The sequence below is a fragment of the Alkalihalobacillus sp. BA299 genome (assembly GCF_017745675.1).
Lineage (GTDB): Bacteria > Bacillota > Bacilli > Bacillales > Bacillaceae_F > Alkalihalobacterium.
The window spans coordinates 60,852-84,001 of the sequence record NZ_JAFLJM010000001.1; the positions used below are offsets into that span (position 1 = coordinate 60,852).

General features: G+C 36.1%; 19 protein-coding genes. 17 read left to right on the forward strand and 2 right to left on the reverse strand.

Annotation, left to right across the window (positions count from 1 at the left end):
• Positions 1-35 precede the first annotated feature (35 nt).
• From J0N78_RS00290 to J0N78_RS00320, 7 genes are all read left to right on the forward strand, one after another.
• Complete coding sequence (locus tag J0N78_RS00290; RefSeq protein WP_209121014.1) at positions 36-1,181, forward strand: acyl-CoA dehydrogenase family protein; 1,146 nt, start codon at positions 36-38, stop codon at positions 1,179-1,181.
• A 194-nt stretch (positions 1,182-1,375) separates the two neighbouring features.
• The gene (locus J0N78_RS00295) at positions 1,376-2,359 is read left to right on the forward strand and encodes an MBL fold metallo-hydrolase (RefSeq protein WP_209121015.1); all 984 of its coding nucleotides are present in this window, start codon (positions 1,376-1,378) and stop codon (positions 2,357-2,359) included.
• 196 nt (positions 2,360-2,555) lie between these two features.
• Complete coding sequence (locus J0N78_RS00300; RefSeq protein WP_209121016.1) at positions 2,556-3,017, forward strand: nuclear transport factor 2 family protein; 462 nt, start codon at positions 2,556-2,558, stop codon at positions 3,015-3,017.
• A gap of 340 nt (positions 3,018-3,357) precedes the next feature.
• Complete coding sequence (locus tag J0N78_RS00305) at positions 3,358-3,954, forward strand: TetR/AcrR family transcriptional regulator (protein ID WP_209121017.1); 597 nt, start codon at positions 3,358-3,360, stop codon at positions 3,952-3,954.
• Positions 3,955-4,313: 359 nt separating this feature from the next.
• A complete protein-coding gene (locus J0N78_RS00310; RefSeq protein ID WP_209121018.1) occupies positions 4,314-5,456 on the forward strand; it encodes a TRAP transporter substrate-binding protein in 1,143 nt (380 codons plus the stop codon).
• Positions 5,457-5,815: 359 nt separating this feature from the next.
• Positions 5,816-7,027 carry a M20 family metallopeptidase gene (locus J0N78_RS00315; protein ID WP_374193836.1) on the forward strand — a complete coding sequence of 404 codons (1,212 nt, stop codon included), beginning with the start codon at positions 5,816-5,818 and terminating at the stop codon, positions 7,025-7,027.
• 189 nt (positions 7,028-7,216) lie between these two features.
• On the forward strand, positions 7,217-7,657 hold the full coding sequence (locus tag J0N78_RS00320; RefSeq protein WP_209121020.1) for a pyridoxamine 5'-phosphate oxidase family protein: 441 nt from the start codon (positions 7,217-7,219) through the stop codon (positions 7,655-7,657).
• Between the two features lie 469 nt (positions 7,658-8,126).
• Here the strand turns inward: J0N78_RS00320 and J0N78_RS00325 are convergent, their stop codons facing one another.
• Together J0N78_RS00325 and J0N78_RS00330 are read right to left on the reverse strand one after the other, a co-directional pair.
• On the reverse strand, positions 8,127-8,336 hold the full coding sequence (locus tag J0N78_RS00325) for a hypothetical protein (RefSeq protein ID WP_209121021.1): 210 nt from the start codon (positions 8,334-8,336) through the stop codon (positions 8,127-8,129).
• A 51-nt stretch (positions 8,337-8,387) separates the two neighbouring features.
• Entirely contained in the window at positions 8,388-9,215 is an 828-nt protein-coding gene (locus J0N78_RS00330; RefSeq protein ID WP_209121022.1) for an ABC transporter ATP-binding protein, read from the reverse strand.
• A 232-nt stretch (positions 9,216-9,447) separates the two neighbouring features.
• Between J0N78_RS00330 and J0N78_RS00335 the strand changes: the two genes are divergently transcribed.
• From J0N78_RS00335 to J0N78_RS00380, 10 genes are all read left to right on the forward strand, one after another.
• Positions 9,448-10,473: an ABC transporter substrate-binding protein gene (locus J0N78_RS00335; protein WP_209121023.1), complete on the forward strand. Its 1,026-nt coding sequence runs from the start codon at positions 9,448-9,450 to the stop codon at positions 10,471-10,473.
• A 53-nt stretch (positions 10,474-10,526) separates the two neighbouring features.
• On the forward strand, positions 10,527-12,434 hold the full coding sequence (locus J0N78_RS00340) for an iron ABC transporter permease (protein ID WP_247747035.1): 1,908 nt from the start codon (positions 10,527-10,529) through the stop codon (positions 12,432-12,434).
• 599 nt (positions 12,435-13,033) lie between these two features.
• The gene (locus J0N78_RS00345) at positions 13,034-14,467 is read left to right on the forward strand and encodes a PTS mannitol transporter subunit IIBC (protein WP_209121025.1); all 1,434 of its coding nucleotides are present in this window, start codon (positions 13,034-13,036) and stop codon (positions 14,465-14,467) included.
• 511 nt (positions 14,468-14,978) lie between these two features.
• Positions 14,979-17,078 carry a BglG family transcription antiterminator gene (locus J0N78_RS00350; RefSeq protein ID WP_209121026.1) on the forward strand — a complete coding sequence of 700 codons (2,100 nt, stop codon included), beginning with the start codon at positions 14,979-14,981 and terminating at the stop codon, positions 17,076-17,078.
• Between the two features lie 12 nt (positions 17,079-17,090).
• Entirely contained in the window at positions 17,091-17,528 is a 438-nt protein-coding gene (locus J0N78_RS00355) for a PTS mannitol transporter subunit IIA (protein ID WP_209121027.1), read from the forward strand.
• Complete coding sequence (locus tag J0N78_RS00360) at positions 17,529-18,671, forward strand: mannitol-1-phosphate 5-dehydrogenase (RefSeq protein ID WP_209121028.1); 1,143 nt, start codon at positions 17,529-17,531, stop codon at positions 18,669-18,671.
• A gap of 627 nt (positions 18,672-19,298) precedes the next feature.
• Positions 19,299-20,081 (forward strand): IclR family transcriptional regulator, encoded by a 783-nt coding sequence (locus tag J0N78_RS00365; protein WP_209121029.1) that lies wholly within the window; start codon positions 19,299-19,301, stop codon positions 20,079-20,081.
• 25 nt (positions 20,082-20,106) lie between these two features.
• Entirely contained in the window at positions 20,107-21,144 is a 1,038-nt protein-coding gene (locus tag J0N78_RS00370) for a DctP family TRAP transporter solute-binding subunit (protein WP_209121030.1), read from the forward strand.
• A 175-nt stretch (positions 21,145-21,319) separates the two neighbouring features.
• On the forward strand, positions 21,320-21,811 hold the full coding sequence (locus J0N78_RS00375) for a TRAP transporter small permease (protein ID WP_209121031.1): 492 nt from the start codon (positions 21,320-21,322) through the stop codon (positions 21,809-21,811).
• Positions 21,808-23,145 (forward strand): TRAP transporter large permease, encoded by a 1,338-nt coding sequence (locus J0N78_RS00380; RefSeq protein WP_209121032.1) that lies wholly within the window; start codon positions 21,808-21,810, stop codon positions 23,143-23,145. The genes J0N78_RS00375 and J0N78_RS00380 overlap by 4 nt, the downstream gene beginning before the upstream one ends.
• Positions 23,146-23,150 lie beyond the last annotated feature (5 nt).

Here is a 23,150-nt window from a genome sequence, read left to right on the forward strand (position 1 = left end):
TCAGGTATTAATAAATTAATAAAAGGAGCAGATCAATGAGTCAAAACTATTTAAGTGAAGATCATAAACTATTTAGAAGTACTTTGAGAAAATTTTTAGAAAAAGAAGCCGTTCCTTACTTTGAACAATGGGAAAAAGAAAAAATAGTACCACGTTCTTTTTGGAAGAAGATGGGTGAACAAGGATTTCTTTGCCCATGGGTTGATGAAAAATATGGAGGAGCAAATGTCGATTTTGGTTTTTCAGTAATTATTAATGAGGAGTTAGAAAGAGTAGGGTGTGGATTAGTAGGGATAAATAACCATAACGACATTGTAGTTCCGTATATTAATACATTTGGAAATGAGGAACAAAAAGAGCGATGGCTTCCTGGCTGTATTACAGGAGATATTATTACAGGCATTGCTATGACGGAACCAGGTGGAGGTTCTGATCTTGCTAGTATGAGAACAACAGCGGTAAGGGATGGAGATTACTATATATTAAATGGAGAAAAAACGTTTATTACAAGTGGAATAGCGGGCGATTTATTTGTCGTTGCTTGTAGGACGGATCCAAAGGCTGAACCAGCTCACAAGGGGATTAGCTTAATTGTTGTAGAGAAAGATACCCCTGGCTTTTCAAAAGGTAGGCAACTAGAGAAAGTAGGTCAGCATTCTTCTGATACATCGGAAATCATTTTTGAGGATGCACGTGTTCCAGCTGAGAATTTATTAGGTGAAGAAGGAAAAGGTTTTTACTATTTGATGGAGAAACTCCAACAGGAGCGCTTACTAGTTGCTGTCGGAAGTGTTGCTACTGCAGAAAAAATTCTTGAGATTACGATTGATTATGTAACACAAAGAAAAGCATTTGGGAAACCTATCAGTAAACTTCAAAACACACAATTTAAGATTGCTGAGATGGCAACAGAAATTCAACTTGCAAGAACATTCGTTGATGACTTGATTGTAAACCATATGGAGAAAAAAGATGTAGTAACCCAAGTTTCGATGGCAAAATGGTGGATAACTGATATGACGAAAAAGTTAGCAACCCAATGTATGCAATTACATGGGGGGTATGGATATATGGAAGAGTATGAGATTGCAAGAAGGTTTAGGGACGTTCAGGCAACTTCAATTTATGCAGGAACAAATGAAATTATGAAGTCGATTATTGCTAAGCGAATGGGACTCTAGTAATAAAAAATAATTGTATAACTATGACACTATTTCTCCGGCAGACTATACTAATCTGTCGGAGATGCTTATAAAAACTTATACATACTATTCTGATGAACCATGTGATAGTAAACAACTTTATTAGGTTCGCTTTTTATGTTTTATAAAATGAAAATTCCTCTCTTTTGTATTAACAACCAAGGAGGTTTACTATGTTAAATAATACAATACACGGAGTTGAACTTATCGAACTGGATACTGGTTCTCCAGTTGGGGCTATCAATACCTATTTAATTTTTGGAGAGAAACTAACTTTGATTGACACAGGAGCAAATTTACAAAAAAATTGGGTATTGTTAAAAGAAGCCTTAAATAAGATGCAATTAACAATATATGATATAGACCAGATATTATTAACACATCATCATGTCGATCATGTTGGATTGTTAGACCGTATTTTAGAAGTTCATCCAATCCCTGTATTAGGTCATCCGAACAATAGACCTTGGCTATTACCAGATAAACAGTTTGTGGAGTGGCATCATGAATTTTTTCAAAAATTCTTAAGTGAATTTGGAATACCTGCCGAATTGTGTGGAGCTGGCAAACAATTTTTTGATAATTTACAGCCGTTGTCATGCCATCATGTTGAACTATCTTTGGAATTAAATGAAGGAGATACAATTCCAGGATTATCAGATTGGAAAATTATAGAAACAAAAGGTCATGCGCAAAGTCATATATCTTTCTACCGAGAAAAAGATCAACTATTAATTGCGGGTGATCACATTATTAATCATATTTCTTCCAATGCAGCTATTGAACCACCAATGGTTCGGAATTTAGAAAGAACGAAACCATTAATTCAATATATGGAAAATTTAAAAAAATGCGTGAATATTCCTATAGATACTGTACTATCTGGTCATGGATCTACGGTTAGGAATCTAAAAGAACTTGTAACTGATCGTTTATACGGTATCGATGAACGTGCATCTCATATCAAAGAAATGATAAAAGATAACTACAAAAGCGGATTTGAAATAATCAATGATTTATTTTCTCCAAGAACTGTTAAAGAGCAATTAATGTTAGTTGTTTATGAGACAGCAGGGCATTTAGATTTACTTTTAGATCGTGGGGAAATTGAAGAAATAAAAAAAGGTGATATAAGGTATTATCGTTCAATATCGTAAGGAACTCTTAATTAGGGATTAGTAAGGTGATTGCTAAGGATGGTGTAACTAATACTCACGAAATGGGGTTTTATGGGAAGAAAAAGAGGTAGGTGATGAACTATTTGGTGACTCCTCCAGTAGGAATATACAGAAAAGTGTCATTCGTTACATTTTAGTAGTTTTGAATATTAAAACAAAAGAGGAGGCCTAAAATATGACTGAATTTCAAAAGAAGATTGAAATTAATAGGAGTCTAAGTAGCGCTCCAAAGGAAGTAGCGCTTGCTATGCTCCAAAGCTGGAGTGAAGAGGGGTTAGGACAGTCACGATCGCTGATTCATCCAGGATCCACTGCCTGGTTAGCGCACGCTGCTGGTGCAACTGGATCTGAATCGAACACTGGAACAGAGTTTGGAATTGATCGCTGGCTTGATCTCCTAGCTGGCTCAATCGATAGTATGCCAAATGGACTTAAAATCATAGTTCATCGAATAATTGCTGAGGATCAATGGGTGAGTGCTGAAGTGGAAAGTCGGGGAGAGTTGACAGACGGGAGAGTTTACAACATGAGATACACTTTTTGGTTCCAAGTCATTGATGGCCGTATTTATCATATGAAGCAATACTTTGACACCAAGTATGGCGAACAATTCTTCCTCAATAGCCACTTCGAGTAAAGTAATAGTTACTTTATGTATTAGTTTTAGTTATTAGTTTCTATTAGCGAGTTAGCTTAAACTCCATTCTGGAATATTATTTATCAGCGTTTTTTGAAACCATATCTAAGTTATAAGTAAAGTCTTTAACATAATTAAAAATCTTCTAGTAAAATTAATTAGAAAGATAGATACCTAAATAATTTATAAGTTGAAAAACAATTCGGGTATTAGTTCTAAGCTCGAAGTGTTTGAAAGCGCTTAAATGGTTTTCATGTGTTGTGTAGAAATGGGCATTTATTTCATTTATAATTGAAATATGATTCATATTATAATTACAAATTTTAAGGAGTGTCCATAAATGTCATATGATCATTTAATGCCCAAAACTAATAGAGGAATGCAAACAAGAAACAAGCTATTACGCTCTGCAGAATATATATTTGGTAAAAACGGATACCATCAAAGCAGTATTTCAGAAATCACTCAAAATGCAGGAGTATCACTTGGGAATTTTTATACCTACTTTGAATCCAAATATCAAATATTTGAAGCTCTTCTTTGGGAAATGCAGAGGGAACTAACACGATTAATAAATAAACGTATATCTGGAATCGACAACAGGGTTGATATAGAGCGAGAAGGAATTAAAGCATTATTCGAATTTTTAAAGGAACGACCATATTGGTACAGTTTGTTTCCTCAAGCTGAATTCGTAAACAGAAAACTACACCGCGAAATATTTGAAAAATTTGCAAAATCTTATATTGCCCGTCTTGAAGCAGCAATGGCAAATGACGAAATTAGAAACCTTAATGCTGAAATGCTTGTTTATAGTTTTATGGGGATTACGAATTATCTTGGTTTGAAATGGGTTTTATGGGATAAAAGAGAAGTTGATGATAGGTTAATCGATGAACTTATGGATTTCATAAAATATGGAATTATGAAGCAATAACTTTTAAGATATCTAATAAAAAGTGGAGGAAAACAGTATTTACTAGAATCTGAATTTCCTCCTATATATCTTCAAATGTTTATGAATTTTTTTCCGATACTAATATATTAATATCCTCAACGTCGATGGTGGCTATAGCGCTTAATACCCAATTAAGCAATTCATTAATAGAAAAAGGTCTAGGTGAAAGTTTTTTTATCAGTGCAGATGTTTCCAAACTATCTGACGTTATAAATTATGTAAACCAACCTATTAACCTTTTTAGTGGATTGAAGTCGGAAGGGGTAAAACAAGGAGGTGATGTTAACTAAATCATTTGCTTTAACGATATAAATAATAATATTTTAAGGGGGAACGCTATGAAAAGGAAGTTTATATTATATTTTTCAATTTTTACATTTATCATCATGTCCTTAGTTTTAGTAGCATGCAGTGGAAATCAGACGACTAGCAACGAAAATCAAAATGTAAATCAGAGTCAAGATGAAAATAAAAATCATGGAACAGAAGAGGAACCAGTAGATTTCAAATTTGGTTCATGGACACCTGAGACACACCATACACAAATAAATGCATTTGAACCTTGGGCAGAATATGTTGCAGAGAAGACAGGTGGCTTAATTACCGTTGATGTTCGGGGTGGATCGGTGTTAGGTGGATCACAACAATCACTTCAAGATGTTAGTGGCGGAGTTTATGATATTGGATATACTGTAGCTCAGTACTATCCTGATACTCCATTATTTAAAATGACAGTCCTAGACTTGCCTTTTGCCTTTGTGAATGCAGAAGAACATTATCAAAAAAAGGTGAAGGTGGCAGAGCGTTTTGTTGATGAATATGTAAGAGAAGATTTTGAGGAACTGGGAGTAAAATTATTAGGTATATACTCTAGTGACCCGTTGACCATTTTTAGCTCAACTCCGATTAATTCTGTAGAAGACTTAAAAGGTAAAAAGATCCTCCTACAAGGCGCAAACTGGGAGCCAATTATTACAGGATGGGGTGGAATTCCGGTATCTGTTGCTATTGAAGATCTATATACAGGTCTTGACAGAGGTACACTAGATGTAAGTTTATATGCTACTGCAGGTGCTTACTCAACAAAAATTTATGAACCAGCACCCTATTTTACGAACCTACCTAAATCTGGGGTTTCAGCAGTTTCTATGATGAACTTGGAAAAGTACAAAAGCTTATCTCCAGAATTACAGAAAACCTTAGATGAGGAACTTAGTCCAAAACTAATGGAATTATGGCAGGGCAGTTTTATAAACACAATGGATCAAGCGGTAGAACAGCTTGCAAATGAGATCGAAGGAAAAGGGGAAGTAATTGTACCTACTGATGAAGCTGCTCAAGGTTTTATGGCACCAGCTGAAGGTGTCTGGAAGCAATGGATCGAAGAAGCTAATAGAAAAGGTTATGATGGTCAAGAATTGATGGATGGGTTCCTCCGTATTATGGCTGAAGAAGGTGTCGAGCCTCCATTTGAATTTTAATCATTATCAGTTTTACTTTATTTTATCAATTTGCTTTAGTCTAATGATAACCATCACTTGAGAAATGTTCTTGAGCGGTGGTTATTCTTTTATTTATTTGTAAACTTAAGATTTTCTAAAACTAATTTAGTCGATCCAACTACCTCTAAAAAATAATAAATTGATGTACCAAAAAGAAAATCATTAAAATTATACTGTTATAATTGGAAGGATAGCAACAAAGAGGAATGAATTTTCGAAAAAAAGTTACATTTCGTCATAAAATCATTTATAATTTAGATTGAAGATACTTAGAAATATATATATTATTATAAGAATATCCGATCAGAAAATATATTAATATAGAATGAGGGATGACATTGGTTATAAATCTATTAAATCGATTAGAAGAAATATATCCTGAAATGGTAGAGATGAGAAGGTATTTACATCAGAATCCAGAGTTATCGTTTGAAGAAGTAAAAACACCTATTACGATCGCTGAGTATTTAGAAAAATTAGGAGTTGAAGTAAAACGAGGCGTTGGAGGACGAGGTGTTGTTGGTATCATTCGTGGGACGAAACCAGGAAAGACAGTTGCAATCCGAGCCGATTTTGATGCTTTACCGATTCAGGAGGAAAATGATGTGCCGTATAAGTCTAACGTACCAGGTGTCATGCATGCATGCGGCCATGATGCGCACACAGCAACTTTACTTGGGATCGCGAAGGTATTTATGGAAAATCGTGAGGATCTCCATGGAAATATTGTGCTGATACACCAATTTGCGGAAGAATTATCACCTGGTGGAGCAAAACCTATGATAGAAGACGGATGTCTCGATGGAGTGGATGCAATTTTCGGAACGCATATTTGGTCAACGATACCTGTCGGTGAAGTTTCCTATTGCTCAGGTCCTGTGATGGCAGCTGCTGATGCGTTTGATATCGAGATTATTGGTAAAGGTGGACATGGTGCAGCACCGCATGAAACAATTGACCCAATTGCTATAGCTTCAACATTTGTTTCAAGTCTCCAGCAAATTGTGAGTCGTCATGTAGATCCTTTAAAATCAGCAGTCATTAGTGTTGGTTCATTCCATGCTGGAAATGCCTTTAACGTCATTGCTGATAAAGTAAAATTAAACGGAACCGTTCGTACATTCGATCCAGCTGTCCAGGATGATATTATTGAAAAATTAGAACGTTATTTAAAAGGTGTATGTGAGATGGCTGGGGCTACGTATACTTTCGATTATCGTAAAGGGTATCCAGCTGTTGTTAATCATGAAGAAGAGACATTACATTTAGCAGAATCAGCGAAAGAAGTCGTAGGAGATGACAAGGTAAAAGAAATGTCTCCGATGATGGGCGGTGAAGATTTTGCTTACTACTTACAGCACGTACCTGGCACGTTCTTCTTTACTGGAGCTGGTAATGAAGAAGAGGGAATCGTTTATCCGCATCATCACCCGAAATTTAATATAGATGAAAAATCAATGCTTATCGCCGCAAAGGTGTTAACGAAAGCGGTCTACGAATATATGAAAGTTGATGTTTCTGGAGATGGAAAACAAGGAAATCAGGCATAGCTACGGAAAGAAATCTTGAGCAGAAAACAAATTAAAACACCTAAAGGAAGAGTCTTATATCCTTAACCTCTACAAATATTGATGTAGATCTTTAATTATTGATAGTGGTTTGTCCTGCCAATTTAGTATATACTTGTAAGATAAAGTTAAGGTTTTATAACTAAATTAGTAATCGGAAAGGCATGATGTATGGTGGAACAACTAACTCAACAATTAATTGATTTTTTACAAGGAGAAAGACTCGTTACATTAATCACGACCGATAAAGACACAGGGCGTCCTGCAGCTTCAACCGTCTCATGGTTAATTGCAAAAGAGGATGGCAAAACAATTAAATTAGCTCTTGGACATAAGGGATCAAGTGTAGACAATATGTTAAATAACCCATTAGTTGTATTGAATGTAATCGGACCTGAAAGTTCGCATGAAATCGTTGGAAAAGCCGAGGTGTCAGATATAAAATCAGGCACGATGAAATTTAGAGTCGTCACCATAACAATTGAAAGTATTGAAGAAAATATGTTTTATGGTGGAAAAGTGACAACTGTCCCTGCCTATACAAAAACGTATGATCCAGATTTGGCCAAAAAAATTGATAACGAAATATATGGTGAATTGAAAAGCGAATAACGATTTAAACAGTAGAGGCTAACTCCAGTAAAAGGTTAGCGGCTGATCGAATATTATTGATCGCTGCTTTCTTAAAAGTTGCTATCTTGTATACTAAGAGTTAAAAATAGTATACAGACAACTGGAGTCAGCCTCAATTTATTTTTTACGGAAGATTATGAAACAAAGTAGAAGCAGTGCTTTATTTTTCCTTAGATCGGGTTTATGTCGTTTTGACTTCTATCCCATTAATCACATTTTCGTTCGTTTCACCTACACTAATAATACGATTTATCGCATCAATATAGGCGTTGGTCCGTTTCCTTTTGCAAACCCTTCGATCACTTGCTGATCTTTTCCGATGATATTGACGAATGCACGATATTGCTTGTTATTCAAAACTTGTAAACTTACATCTTGGAACTCTAAATATTTAGTGCCTTCGTTAGGCTGTTCACTTTCTAAAAGCGTATCGTGGTACCACTCTCTTTTATTGTTGTCTCACGACGAACAGCTTGTTCGGTGTTTGTTTGTCCATACATCCATAGTACATAACCCCAGATGCGACAATAAAAAAGCCGTACCGACGCATAAATATCGAGGTCGCTACAGCTTCATTTGGTGCACTATTGGTATGTTCAATCGCTTTGGTTACCTCTTTTAAAACGTTCTTCCATGCTTTCGGGCGACGGTCATCCATGAATCTGGATGATTGACGATGTGAACCTAGAAACGGTGGAGCTCCTCTAGATTAAGCATTTTTGGCTGTTTCTTTAATAGTCGGTAAGACACAACGACCACGTCCAAAAGGAATGCAGTGAGGGGTACCGAATATAGGATCCGTTGCGACTTGACATTCCATTCCAAATACATTACGAACTAAATCACAATTGATAATATGTTCCGGACTTCCTTGGTCGTAAACGGCACCATCTTTAATCGCAATAATATTATGAGCATAACGTGAAGCTAAATTAATATCGTGCAAAACCATAATGATCGTTCGATTATGGTTTTCGTTTAACTCAAATAGTAGATCTAATATTTCAATCTGATGTGTCATATCTAAATAAGTAGTTGGTTCATCTAATAAAATAACTTCTGTATCTTGTGCAAGTGTCATCGCAATCCATGCGCGCTGTCTTTGTCCGCCTGAAAGTTCATCAACGGGACGGTCACGTAGATCTGCAACACCAGTTGCCTCCATAGCTTCTTCTACTTTCTCTGCATCTTCTTCCGACCAACGTTTTAACCATGACTGATGAGGGTACCGTCCTTGTTTGACTAACTCATGTACAGTCAATCCTTCTGGTGAAATCGGTGATTGTGGTAAAATTCCCATTTTTTTAGCTACTTCACGTGAAGACATCCGGTGTACGTCTTTTCCATCTAATAATATTGAACCATCAGTTGGTTTTAATAAACGTGCAATCGAACGAAGGAGAGTAGATTTACCACAACCATTACTACCTACAAAAACAGAAATTTGCCCATGTGGTATCGTCAAGTTTAAGTTTTCGAATAATGTTCGATCGTGATAGCCAATAGACAAATTGTTTGCCTTAATTGATACCTTCATTCAAAATACCTCCAGCTAATTAGACATAAACTCTAATTGAATTTTTTCATTAGTATTATAGTATCATAAAATTGAAGCTTAGTGAGAATGATTTTTATTATTATTTTTTGAAAAAAAGTCTTTACATTATAACATTTCGTTTATATACTAAACTTTGTTGATGATGATAATGATTATCAAAGACGATAATAATCTACTAGAATGGATACATAACTACAGGAGGGACTAGGGAATGAAACAGAAAATGATGATTGTACTTGCTCTTGTAGCATTAGTACTAGCATTAGCTGCGTGTTCTTCTAACAATGAAGAAACATCTGCAAATGAAGAAGAAGGTAATGAAACAACTGAAACAACAGAAACAGAAGTGGCTACAGAAACAACTGAAATCACTATTGAAGGTGTGAATGGGGAAGTTACTTTAGATGCACCTGCTAAAAAAGTAGTGGCACTAGAATGGACATATGCTGAGGATTTACTAGCTGTTGGCGTTCAGCCAGCAGGTGTTGCAGATATGGAAATGTACGGTGACTATGTCAATATTGAACCACAATTTGATGATACAGTTGTTGATGTAGGTGGGCGTCAAGAACCGAACTTAGAAGTATTAGCATCACTTGAGCCCGATTTAATTATTGGAGTAAGCTTCCGCCATGATGCGATGCTTTCAGAGTTAGAAGCGATTGCACCGACTGTTATTTTTAATCCATATCCAGAGGACGAAAGCATTAATCTTTATGAGGAAATGGAAACTACTTTTAAAGAGATTGCTAAAGCGGTTGATAAAGAAGCAGAAGCAGACCAAGTTTTAGCGGATCTAGATCAAAAGTATGAAGAGGCAAAGGCGAAAATTGACTCTGCAGATCTAGCAACAAAAGATGTTATTTTAACTCTTGCTTATTCAGGAGCACAAGCACCAGAGATTCGTGTGTTTACTCCTAATTCAATGGCATCGATCATTATCGAGAAAATGGGATTAAATAATGTCCATATTCCAGATCAACATGAAATCTTTGGTTCAAGTACATTTAACGTTGAAGGTTTAGTAAAATACGAGGATGCAAACTATTTATTTACAGTACCTGATACTGATAATATTTATGAAAACCAATTAAAAGGCAATAAAGTATGGGAGAACTTAACTTTTGTTAAAGAAGACCGTTTGTATGACTTAGGAGAAGATACGTGGTTATACGGTGGACCATTGTCAGCAGGCACATTGCTTGATCAAATTACTAATACAATGGTGAATAAGTAATGTTCGGTCATTCAATGAAGAAGTCCTTTGTCTTGCTGACAGGGGGCTTCTTCTTGCTGATCATCTTGTCTCTCTTCCATCTAACGCAAGGACAAGCGGATTATACGGTTTCTGAGTTATTGGAGCAAGTTTGGATTGAGGGGCGGGTACAAGATATTGTATTATCACTAAGGTTACCAAGGCTTGTTATCGGGGTTTTAGCAGGGGGAGCACTTGCCGTCTCTGGAGCTGCTTTACAAACATTGACGAAAAATCCACTTGCCGCGCCAGGTACATTAGGTATAAACGCAGGTGCATTTTTCTTTGTTGTGGCTTCAACAGTATTTTTTCCTAATTTTTTAGGTAGCTTTCCCTTTCTGACTGCTTTACTGGGAGCCATTCTTTCATCGGTTATGGTTGTTATGCTTGCAGGAAGACAGATGGAACCAGTCCGAGTTGCATTAACAGGGATGATTATCTCTTTGTTATTTGCTTCGATTACAGGAGCGATGCAACTACTTTTTGAAAATAAAACAAATGGTCTATTCTTATGGGGATCTGGAACACTTGTGCAATTAAACTGGGACGGTGTTTCGTTTGCTACCCCGGCAATTGCGATCGCCTTTGTTGGTGCGTTATTTCTTGCCAAACCACTAGATACACTATCTCTTGGTGAAGATGTGGCAATTTCACTTGGACAAAAAGTGTCTACCGTAAAACTCACAACTTGGGCTGTGGCGATTGTATTAGCCGCTGTAACAGTGAGTGTTGTTGGACCGATTGGCTTTATTGGATTAATGGCGCCTCATATTGTAAGAATGCTTGGTATTAAAGGACATTTTATGATTTTTGTCCATTCTTTCTTATGGGGAGCCACCATGATGATTGGAGCAGATGTTCTTGGTCGTCTAATTCAACCAGGACAGGAAGTGCCTGTTGGTGCAATGACCGCTTTAATTGGTGGACCATGGTTACTTTACTTAGCATGGAGAACTGCACGATCACTTAATCGTGGCGATCGTCCAATGGGGGGAACGACATCTCCCGTTCAACTACCAATTATCGTACCTATTATTACTCTATTAATTATTTTTAGTATTGTCATTGCCTTTTCATTTAATGGCCAAGCATGGACGTTTGAATGGGCGAATACTGCAGTGTGGAATTTCCGTATTCCTAGAGTATTAACCGCATTTATCGTCGGAATGATGCTTGCAGTTACTGGTGTTTTATTACAGGGGGTTTTACGAAATCCATTAGCAGACGCAAGTGTAATTGGTGTTACTTCGATGGGTGGAGCAGGTGCGATGCTGCTACTAGTTATGTTTCCGGCAATACCACCAGCTTTCATGCCGCTTGGTGCAATTATTGGATCTACTGTCGCACTACTTATTATTTTAATATCAGGCTGGAAAAATAATTTTTCCCCGATGCTAATTGCGTTAATGGGGGTTGCGATTGCGGCGTTCGGTTCTGCAGCAACTCAGGTATTTGTTGTAAAAGCAAAACTAGCTGTCGCTGCTGCACTCGTTTGGTTATCTGGAAGTACGTACGGAAAAAGTTGGGATGACGTTCAGTTAGCACTCCTTTTGTTCATAATCTTCATTGGACCAGCGATCTATATGACGCGGAAACTAGATACATTAACCTTTGGCGATGATGTAGCATCAGGTCTAGGATTATCCGTTCGTTCGTCTCGAGTTTGGACGCTATTGATCGGGGTTGCTCTAAGTACCGCAGCAGTATCTCTAGTTGGAGTGATCGGGTTTATAGGATTAGTAGCACCCCATATTGCAAGGAGAATAGTAGGCTTTCGCCATTTTCCGCTTATTATCGTTTCTGCTTTGCTTGGGGGATTACTATTAGTTGTCGCTGACTTTATCGGTCGAATTGTTATTGCACCGAAAGATATACCAAGTGGACTTATTGTTGCATTAGTAGGGACACCGTATTTATTATATTTATTGAGAAAAATGAAATAGTAGGAAAAAGAAATTAGAAGGCGCTTACGAGGAAGTAAGCGCCTTTGTGTAGATAAAACGTGACTATTTATGGTGATAAATGGGATTAAAATACTAGGGTAATTGTCTGGACGAGGAAAAAGGGCGCGCGATAGGAGGGAAAGAGTCCGGTATTTAATTACTAGGAAAATGTTGTCGCAATTAGCTATTTAAAAAAGAACCCTATTTAAATTTTAATTGATAACTAGATTATGTTTGACTTCAGAGGTCATTTGAAGATAAATGGATTGGAATTAAAAGAGTAAAAGTGATTTTTTGATCGTACTTCGTGTCAAAAATATATTTATAAGATGAGGGTGACTTTCCTTTTGGATTGTCACCCTTTTTATATTAAAAGTTTGCACGTTGTTCCCACTTAAGCTCATTGAAATAAAAGCTGCTGTAGAAGGTTAAGCAAGGTGCAATGTATATGAAATCGCTTACTCTTTTTAAATATGTCAACATTGTGAATGACAAAATGCACATTTCTTTAAATGGTAAACGCTTTATTTCGATTGTAATATTATAGACACAAGACAAACAATACAATTTAAAATATACAAACAGAAAGGAGTATTCATATGTCTAACACAAATAAAGAACAAAAAACAGATTTTCGAGTTAAAATACAACGTTTTGGTAGTTATTTAAGTGGTATGATCATGCCAAATATCGGAGCTTTTATCGCATGGGGACTTATAACTGCATTATTCATTCCTACTGGTTGGCTACCAAATGAAGAGTTAGCTCAACTTGTTGGTCCGATGATCACATATTTACTTCCCTTACTCATCGGTTTTACTGGTGGTAAAATGCTATACGATGTCCGCGGAGGAGTTGTTGGTGCCACAGCAACGATGGGGGTTATCGTTGGTTCAGACATTCCGATGTTCCTAGGTGCAATGATTATGGGTCCTATTGGTGGTTATTTAATTAAGAAGTTCGACCAAGTTATACAGCCAAAAGTAAAACAAGGCTTTGAAATGTTAGTTAATAACTTTTCAGCAGGGATTTTGGCAGGAATATTAACACTAATCGGTTTTTGGACAATTGGTCCTGTTGTCGTAGGTTTAAATCAAATATTAGCAGCTGGTGTAGAAGTTATAGTTCGTGCTGGTTTACTACCATTAGCGAGTATTTTCATAGAACCAGCAAAAGTTCTATTCTTAAATAACGCTATTAACCATGGAATATTAAGTCCACTTGGGGCGAAAGAAGCGGCAGAGGCAGGTAAATCGATTTTATTTTTACTTGAAACGAACCCTGGACCAGGATTAGGAATTTTATTAGCATTTATGATTTTTGGTAGAGGGACAGCAAAACAAACCGCGTCAGGTGCTGGAATTATTCACTTTTTTGGTGGGATCCATGAAATTTACTTCCCATATATCTTAATGAAACCAATGTTAATTTTAGCTGTAATTGCAGGTGGAATTAGTGGTGTATTCACGTTTACTTTATTCAATGTAGGATTAGTAGCTCCACCATCTCCAGGAAGTATTTTTGCTTTAATGGCGATGACACCTCGTGGTGGAAATCACCTAGGTGTGTTACTAGGTGTACTTGTTGCAGCTGCAGTAACGTTTGTTATAGCTTCACTTATATTAAAAGCGAATAAGAAAGAAGATGAAGATATTAGTGGAGCAGCAGTAAAAATGCAAGAAATGAAAGGGAAGAAGAGTGCAGTAGCAGGTTCTTTTATATCGTCAAAAACTACTGAAGAACAAGGGTTTGACTTTGCCAACGTTAAGAAAATTATTTTTGCCTGTGACGCAGGTATGGGTTCAAGTGCAATGGGAGCATCTATACTGAAAAACAAAGCGAAAAAAGCAGGTTTAGAGATTGAAATTACAAACACATCTATTAACAATATTCCAAGTGATACAGATATCGTTGTTACACACAAAGATTTAACATCACGTGCTGAAGAAAAGCTACCAACGGCTTACCATATTTCTGTAGACAATTTCTTAAACAGTCCTAAATATGATGAGCTCATTGAAAATTTAAAGTAGTGTTTTAATGAAGGAGGGGGACTCAGTTAGTAAAGTGCACAGCACTAATGAGTCGCTCTCTTTTTAATTGGCTGTTTTCGTTAACTTTGTTGCTTTTGGACCGTTTTTTGAAAATAAAATAGCCTTTTCAAGACAAACTCATTTGACTGAACGGCTATTTTACTTTCAAAACCTTCACGCTATGCGTGAAGAGCCAAGCATACACTTGGCTTACGGTCCAAAAGCTAAAAGCAACAATCTTTGAGAAAAGAGCCTTTTAATTAAATATGCTGTAAAATCTATAATTTGGAAGGTTAATACTCTCATGTGTGACCTGACATGTTGTGTTCCTCAACTAACCTAGATAATTAAAAATTGGCAACAACTCGTATGACGAAAATACTTCTTCCTTTTATTGAGATAGCAATTAACAAACACTATCATTGTATATATAGGAAATATCAATTCATATTTGTCATCAACTTTACTCATAATATGTCATGAGGGTAGCCATAAAAGTGGAGTGAATATTATGTATATTTCAGCTAGGGAACGTAAGATATTAGAACTTTTACTTGCGATGAGAGAAGAAACGACGGTAAAAGATCTTGCCGATGAATTATCTGTAAGTCCACGTACGGTTCACCGTGATTTAAAAGGGGTAGAAGACATCCTGAAAGAATATGAATTAGGACTTAATAAAAAATCCGGAATTGGAATTCAGGTAATAGGTGATGATGCAGCAAAAGAAAAGCTAGAACTATTTTTATTTAACCTCTCTCATAATGAGTATACTTCCGAAGAGCGGCAAACGATTATCTTGTCCGAATTATTAGATACTTCTGAGCCTGTGAAATTATTATCATTAGCAAATGATTTAAATGTAACCATTGCTACTGTAAGTAATGACCTTAATAAAGTGGAGGATCGACTAAAACCTTTTAACCTAACTTTATTAAGAAAACGAGGTTATGGAGTTGAAATAATTGGTTCGGAATCAGCGAAACGAAAAGCGATGAGTAATCTGATTATAGACAACATTGATGAATATGAATTTATTTCTATGATCAAAGAAAATATACAAAAGAAATCTTCAAAAACTGTTGATACGATAACTGAACGACTACTAGGTTTAGTGGATAAAAAGAAGCTATTTATTATTGAAAAGCAAGTAGATAGGGTTAAAAATGCCTTGCCATATTCGATTGCAGATAGTGCCTATATTGGACTTGTTGTACATCTAGCTTTAGCAATTGAACGAATACAACAAGGAGAAGACATTAATTTTAACGATGAATATCTTGAAAGTTTAAGAGGGACAAAAGAGTTCAAAGTAGCTGAAGAGATTGTCGCGGGATTAGAAGACGCATTTCAAATTAAAATTTCTCATAGTGAGATTGGCTATATTACCATGCATTTGATGGGAGCAAAACTTCGGAATGAACGAGATGAACTATTAGAGGAATCAAGCTTTCAAGTGGGCATATTTGCGCAAAGTTTAATTCGTTATGTCGGTAAAAAAATGGGTCAAGACTTAACAAAAAACATGTCATTATTCCAAGGTTTAGTTGCACATTTAAGACCAGCTTTGTACCGAATTAAGCAAAATATGGGAATTTCTAATCCGCTTTTATCTAGAATTGAACAAGATTATCATGAGCTATTTAATATTTTAGAAGATGCAGTAAGTAAGATTTTTACTGGACTCGATATACCAAAAGAAGAGATTGGTTACTTAGCAATGCACTTTGCTTCTGCATTACTGCACAAAGATGAAATAAAGGAACTACAACTCTTAGTCGTTTGTTCAAGTGGGATTGGGACGTCGAAAATGCTTTCATCAAAATTACAACAAGCAATTCCAGGCTTGAAAACTGTCAATGCCTCCTTGTTTGATCTAGCTTCAATGGATATAGAAAAATTTGATGCGGTTGTGTCAACAGTTCCATTAAAAAAATTTCAAGAGGACTATCTTGTTGTAAGTCCATTATTATCTGAAGAGGAAGTTGAAAAAGTCAAACGATTTTTACTAAATAAAAAACATTTTTCGAAAAAATCCAAATTAAGTGAAGTAATGGAAGAAGAACATTTTGACAGTGAAAAATATCTTCAAGACATTGAAAAGATTAAAAACTATTCCACCGTTATCTATCAAATCTTAAAAGAATTTATGATTTCAACAATCAATGATTCCATATCGATTGACATAGCCTTGCAGAAGCAGTGCGAAATTTTAGCCGAAAAAAACATCATTAGTGATGTACGTGAAGTGACAGAAGGTCTTCACAAACGTGAGGAATTGGGTGGACTAGGTATTCCTGGGACATTACTTGCTTTATATCATACGAGAAACGAATGGGTCCGTGTACCAAGTTTTACGATTTGTAGATTGAACCACCCGCAGCCCGTTAAAGCGATGGATGACTCTAGTGTTGAAATCAATACGATATTACTGATGCTTTCCCCACTTAATATAAATGAAGAAACTTTAGAAATACTAAGTGGAATTAGTTCTTTTATTATTCGAGATGAACATTCAATTGAACTATTTGAATCAGGAGAAAGTGACGAATTACACAACATACTGGCAAGAGAGCTAAAAATAATTTATGAAACTAAATTAAAAAATTAAGGAGTGGTTACCATGTCAAACCAAATTTTATCAGCTGAAAATATTGTACTTAATGCAAGTTTTACAAATAAAGAAGAAGCTATTAGAAGTACTGGGCAAATTTTAGTAGATAAAGGTTATGTAGAGGTTGCTTACATTGAAAAAATGCTAGAACGTGAAGAACTAACATCAACGTATATGGGGAACTTTGTAGCAATTCCTCATGGCACAGAAGATGCCAAAAAATCTGTCCTTTCATCTGGACTTTCTGTCATACAAGTTCCAAACGGTGTAGATTTTGGTGGTGGAAACATTGTAAAAGTATTAATCGGTATTGCTGGTAAAGATGGCGAGCATTTAGACATCCTTTCTCAAATTGCAATTGTGTGCTCTGAAGAAGAAAATATTCAAAAAATTGTAGAAGCGAAGTCTGCAGAAGAGATCTTAAGCTTGTTTGCTGAGGTGAACTAAATGCTAGCTGTACATTTTGGCGCTGGAAATATCGGTAGAGGCTTTATAGGGAGTCTGCTAGCAGATGCAGGCTATGAAGTATGTTTTGTCGACGTAAATAATGAAATAGTCGATTTACTTAATGAAAGACAGGAATACCATGTCACACTTGCTGAAGAAAATGGTATTACATCAACGGTAAAGAATGTAAGAGCGTTAAATAGTTTACAACAACCAGAAAAAGTGATCGAAGCTATTGCGGAAGCACACATCGTTACAACAGCGGTCGGACCTAATATCCTTGCTATTATTTCAGAGTTGATTGCCAATGGGCTAAGAAAAAGAGTCGAGAGAACCGAAAAACCACTAAACATTATTGCTTGTGAAAATATGATTGGTGGAAGTGAGTTTCTAAAAGAAAAGGTATATGAAAAGTTATCTGATAAGGAAAGAGAGCAGTTTGATGAACAGTTCGCCTTCCCGAATGCAGCTGTAGACCGTATTGTACCTATTCAAACAAATGATGATAAGTTATTAGTATCTGTTGAACCTTTTTATGAGTGGGTCGTTGATCGATCAAAAATAATTGGTGAAGTACCTGTGATTGAAGGGGCAACGTTTGTAGACGATTTAACACCATTTATTGAGAGAAAGCTCTTTACTGTAAATACAGGTCATGCGATTGCTGCCTATTTAGGATATCAAGCAGGGATCAAGACGATTAAAGAAGCAATGGAATGTGAAGAGATTTCCCAAGCTGTTAAAGAAACATTGAAGGAAACAGGAACAGTATTAGTGAATAAATACAACTTCAATTCAAATGAACATCAGAAATATATAGAAAAAATCGTTAGTAGATTTACAAATCCCTATATCAATGATGAAATTCCAAGAGTTGCAAGAGGACCTATTCGTAAGCTAGGACCGAATGATCGATTAATTAGCCCAGCGATTCAATATTATGATTATGTAGATGGACAGCCTAAGAACTTAGCGAATGGAATAGCTGCAGCTTTAAGGTATGATTACCCTGAAGATGAAGAAGCTGTGAAATTGCAATTAAAGATAAAAGGTCTAGGATATAAAAAAACGATTGAACAAGTTTGCGGAATTCAAGCAGGACACCCACTAATCGAATTAATTACTATGGAATTAACAAAATAGTGAAAAAGAAAAGAGGCTGTTCCAAAAAAGAACATTTTTGGAACAGCCTTATATTAACCGTACTGCTCTCATCTGAGGGTTTCATGTTAATGTTTTTACTATAATAATAAAGTGGAATTTGATAGATTTCAGTTAAGAAGTTTTTTACCGGAAATCAAGACTCATTTATAAAATCCCGTTAATATTTATTATGATAATATACTATATTGAAACCCGATTAGTGTTATTGTATTTTTTTGTACCTCTAATAAAGCAATTATTATAGTTTTATTTAAAGTCTTTCTAAAAGATTGTTACTATTTTTTCTTCTTGAACATAGCCAACCGGATGCTTGATCCTTCACCCTTTGCGTGAAAAATGGTCCAAAAAGCAACAATGTTACCGAACACAGCTTATTTAAAAGTTTAAGAGGAGAGCTTATCAAATTCAGTGTAAACTAAAAATTTTCTTGGAATAATAAATGAAATGATTCGATCCTTCGTTTTCTGTTTAAATTATCTTCTTATCTACCCTATATTCTTATCTGACAAATTAAAATATTATAAAAATATTGACATTAATAATCAATCAAAGGTATAGTTTACATAGTGAAACTACTTTTTTAGTATGTGAACAGGGGGTGTGTCTTTGAACTATAGAAATAAAAGTTTAGAAAAAACCTTTGAAATCATTGAAGCTCTCAGTATTTCGCCATTAACACCTTCTGATTTATCCAAAAACCTTGGGATTAACCGAAGTACACTACATAGGTTTTTACAAAATTTAGAAGAACTTGAATATGTAGAGAAACTTCCAGATCATCGAATAAGACTCTCTCATCGTTTTATCCGGATAGGTCTGCAAGCGCAAACCCATTTCAATTTTTTAACGATTGCTAAGCCATTTATGAAAGCGTTTGCTGATAGGGTTGGAGAAAGTGTTCTAATTGCATCTTTCAATGGGAAAAAGGTTACTTATTTAGAGAAAGAAGAAAGCTCACAAACGGTGCGAATTGTTGTAGAAGCGGGGAGTCAATCACCTCCTTATACCGTTGCATCTGGGAAGTTGCTTTTATCAGAACTTTCCGAAAAGGATCTGAATCAGTTTTTAAAGCGAACTACTCTTAAACCATATACCAAAAATACGATCACTGAAGAAGAAGAATTAAGAAAAGAATTAAAAAAAATTAAGGAACAAGAGTACGCTATTGATCACGAAGAGTATGAGTTAGGATTAAAAGGGTTTGCTTGTCCGATTCGCGATGTAAGTGGCAGTACAATTGGCGCGCTATGTGTAGCTGGTGTTTCCTTGCGCTTCGATGAAAAGAAGACGTTTGAAACCATTGAGTTACTGAAGCATTATTCAAGTGAAATATCTATGCAGTTAGGTTACCAAGGGTATCACACTACTATTAGTGGTGATCAAAAATAAAAAATTTCTAAAAGGGGGAAGAGTCATGAAAAAGTTATTCATGATGTTCTTAATGGTAGCGCTTTCAATCGCGCTAGTTGCTTGTGGAGGTAACGATGAAACAGGTGGAGAAGATTCACAAGACACAGGTTCTACTGGAGATGAAGAAAAGGAAAGTTATGATTTAAAGATGTCTGTTACAGTAGGTAATTCTTCTACTTGGTTTATTGCAGCAGAAAAATTAGCAGAAGATGTAGCCGAAGCATCAGATGGTCGTATTCAAATTTCAGTATTTCCAAATGAGCAATTATCTGGTGGAGATAGTGGCGCTGGGGTAGAGCAAGTAATGAATGGAACAACGGACATGTCTTACCATTCTACAATCATCTACTCAATCATGGATGAAAGATTAGGAGTTTTAAGTGCACCATTCTTATTTGCAAACCTTGAAGAAACAGATGTTGCTTTAGCTGGTGAAGGTGGAGAAGCGATCAAAGAAATTATCCGTGAAAATGGAGTAGAAACATTAGGTTTTGGACAAAATGGTTTCCGTCAATTAACGAATAGTAAACAACCAGTTCAATCTCCAGAAGACCTTAAAAATTTGAAAGTCCGTATTCCAGGGATCAGCATGTATACAGATTTATGGAGAGAATTTGGAGCAGATCCGACAGCGATGACATTCTCTGAAGTGTTTACAGCACTACAACAAGGAACAATTGATGGTCAAGAAAACCCAATCGACGTTATTCACTCTGCTCAATTAGCAGAAGTACAAAAGTATATTACAATGTGGAACTACTCGTATGACCCATTAATTTTAGGAATAAATAAAGAGTTATTTGACTCTATGAGTGAAGAAGATCAAGAGATTTTAAGAAATGCAGCTGCTGATGCAAATGCGTACCAAATCCAAATGGCACGTGATAAAGAAGCAGAACAAATTGAAGAGTTAAAAGCTGCCGGTATGGAATTCTATGAGCCTACTGAAGCAGATATAGAAGCATTCCGTCAAGTAGTTGAGCCAATTTATGAAAAATATGAAAGCGTTTGGGGAGCAGACTTGTTAAATACTTTCCGTTAAAAAGAGGTTGAGAGAAGGGTGACTTAATAGTTGAGTGCTAGGCATCTATAACACGATACAGCTGGTGCTGAGGTAATGAAGTGAACTAAGTATCGTGTGTGGAGAGCTTGGTACTCATGGGTCACCTTTTTTAAAAAATACCGCATACAGACAAATCTGAAGGGAGTGTACACAAATGAGCCGTATTCTTACCTTTGTAGAATATACATTGGTTGTATTTGCTTTAGGTACGATGTCCATCATCACATTTGCTAATGTACTATCACGATATTTTCTTAGTTCTTCCATTTCGTTTACAGAAGAGATTACAGTAAATCTATTTGTGCTATTAACCTTTGTTGGTGCTTCTATAGGGGTAAAGCGTGGTGCTCATTTAGGCTTCAGTTTAATTTTTGATAACGCACAAGGTGTTTTGAAAGCATTTCTGACTGTCTTAGTTGCATTGCTTACGGTGTTATTCTTTAGCGCTGTTGCGTATTTCGGTTTTGACATGATGATGTCGCAAATTGAAAGAAATCGTATGACACCAGCATTAGGTTGGCCGCAGTGGATCTTTACATCGATGATGCCACTAGGTTCCTTGCTATGTATTATCCGTATTATTGAAGCTACAATTCTATCATTCAAAAAAGATTCACTAAATAGAGAGGGGGACACAACTTTATGACGGCTATACTTTTATTTGGTCTCTTTTTCATACTAGTGTTTCTCAATGTTCCGGTAGCGATTTCACTGGGATTAGCTTCAATTGTTATCTTATTTTTAGATAACGGATTAACTTCATTAGGTTTATTACCAAGTGTCATGTATGCAACGATTTCTTCTTTTACTTTACTTGCGATCCCGTTTTTCATTTTAGCCGGTGTCATCATGGAATATGCGGGGATCTCTAAACGGTTAATTGATTTTGCGAATGTTTGTGTAGGACACAGAAAAAATGGAATCGTGTTAGTTACTGTCATTACAGCCTTGTTCTTTGCGGCAATTTCAGGATCAGGTCCTGCGACAGTAGCGGCAATTGGAGCGATTTTAATTCCAGCATTAGTTAAAAACGGTTATCCAAAAAATATTGCTGCTGGACTTATCGCTAGTTCTGGATCCATTGGTATTATCATTCCTCCTAGTATTGCCTTTATCGTATTTGCGGTCGTTGCTAACGACATCGTCCCGATTACGATTAGTCGTCTATTTATCGCTGGTATCATTCCAGGGCTACTTCTTGCTGTCGCATTAGTTGTCGCGTCCATGTTTGTGAAGCGAACGAATGTAACTCAAGATGTTAAAGCAATGGATTCAGAAGTAGCAGCAACGCTCAATTTAGGGAAGAAAAGTTCAAGCAAAGAAATTGCGTCTGCTTTTTATAAAGCGATTTGGGGCCTTTTGATCCCAATTATTATTTTAGGTGGAATTTACGGTGGGATTTTTACGCCGACAGAAGCAGCTGCTGTAGCCGTTTTCTATGCACTTATTGTAGGTCTATTTATCTACCGTGATTTAAAGCTGAAACATCTAAAGAATATTTTTATTGATGCTTCAGTCCAAACAGCTGTCGTTATGCTCATAGTAGGTGCGGCTTCCATTTTTTCTTACATTATTACAACACAGCGAATTGCCCAGACGATTTCAGAAGCGATGTTATCTGTCACTGAAAATAAAATATTAATTTTATTAATGGTTACAGTTATTTTACTTATTATTGGTGCATTTATTGATGCGATATCCGCTTTCTACTTACTTGTACCTATTTTATTACCGATTATGTTGCATATAGGTGTTGATCCTACAACGTTCGGTGTTTTCATGACCGTTAACTTGGCGATAGGGTTATTTACACCGCCAGTAGGATTAAATTTATATGTCGCAAGTGGAATAGCCAGGATTTCATTAAAAGATATAACGAAAGGAACGATACCGTTTCTTATCGCCTCAATCATTGTCCTACTACTTATTACGTATATACCAGCATTATCGAATTGGTTACCAGATTTACTAGGGATGTAGTAACT

What these genes read in the sequence shown, in the direction of transcription:
- J0N78_RS00290 (WP_209121014.1), top strand. Translation starts at nt 36, where the DNA reads ATGAGTCAAAACTATTTAAGTGAAGATCATAAACTATTTAGAAGTACT.
- J0N78_RS00295 (WP_209121015.1), top strand. Translation starts at nt 1,376, where the DNA reads ATGTTAAATAATACAATACACGGAGTTGAACTTATCGAACTGGATACT.
- J0N78_RS00300 (WP_209121016.1), top strand. Translation starts at nt 2,556, where the DNA reads ATGACTGAATTTCAAAAGAAGATTGAAATTAATAGGAGTCTAAGTAGC.
- J0N78_RS00305 (WP_209121017.1), top strand. Translation starts at nt 3,358, where the DNA reads ATGTCATATGATCATTTAATGCCCAAAACTAATAGAGGAATGCAAACA.
- J0N78_RS00310 (WP_209121018.1), top strand. Translation starts at nt 4,314, where the DNA reads ATGAAAAGGAAGTTTATATTATATTTTTCAATTTTTACATTTATCATC.
- J0N78_RS00320 (WP_209121020.1), top strand. Translation starts at nt 7,217, where the DNA reads ATGGTGGAACAACTAACTCAACAATTAATTGATTTTTTACAAGGAGAA.
- J0N78_RS00325 (WP_209121021.1), bottom strand. Translation starts at nt 8,336, where the DNA reads ATGGATGACCGTCGCCCGAAAGCATGGAAGAACGTTTTAAAAGAGGTA.
- J0N78_RS00330 (WP_209121022.1), bottom strand. Translation starts at nt 9,215, where the DNA reads ATGAAGGTATCAATTAAGGCAAACAATTTGTCTATTGGCTATCACGAT.
- J0N78_RS00335 (WP_209121023.1), top strand. Translation starts at nt 9,448, where the DNA reads ATGAAACAGAAAATGATGATTGTACTTGCTCTTGTAGCATTAGTACTA.
- J0N78_RS00345 (WP_209121025.1), top strand. Translation starts at nt 13,034, where the DNA reads ATGTCTAACACAAATAAAGAACAAAAAACAGATTTTCGAGTTAAAATA.
- J0N78_RS00350 (WP_209121026.1), top strand. Translation starts at nt 14,979, where the DNA reads ATGTATATTTCAGCTAGGGAACGTAAGATATTAGAACTTTTACTTGCG.
- J0N78_RS00355 (WP_209121027.1), top strand. Translation starts at nt 17,091, where the DNA reads ATGTCAAACCAAATTTTATCAGCTGAAAATATTGTACTTAATGCAAGT.
- J0N78_RS00360 (WP_209121028.1), top strand. Translation starts at nt 17,529, where the DNA reads ATGCTAGCTGTACATTTTGGCGCTGGAAATATCGGTAGAGGCTTTATA.
- J0N78_RS00370 (WP_209121030.1), top strand. Translation starts at nt 20,107, where the DNA reads ATGAAAAAGTTATTCATGATGTTCTTAATGGTAGCGCTTTCAATCGCG.
- J0N78_RS00375 (WP_209121031.1), top strand. Translation starts at nt 21,320, where the DNA reads ATGAGCCGTATTCTTACCTTTGTAGAATATACATTGGTTGTATTTGCT.
- J0N78_RS00380 (WP_209121032.1), top strand. Translation starts at nt 21,808, where the DNA reads ATGACGGCTATACTTTTATTTGGTCTCTTTTTCATACTAGTGTTTCTC.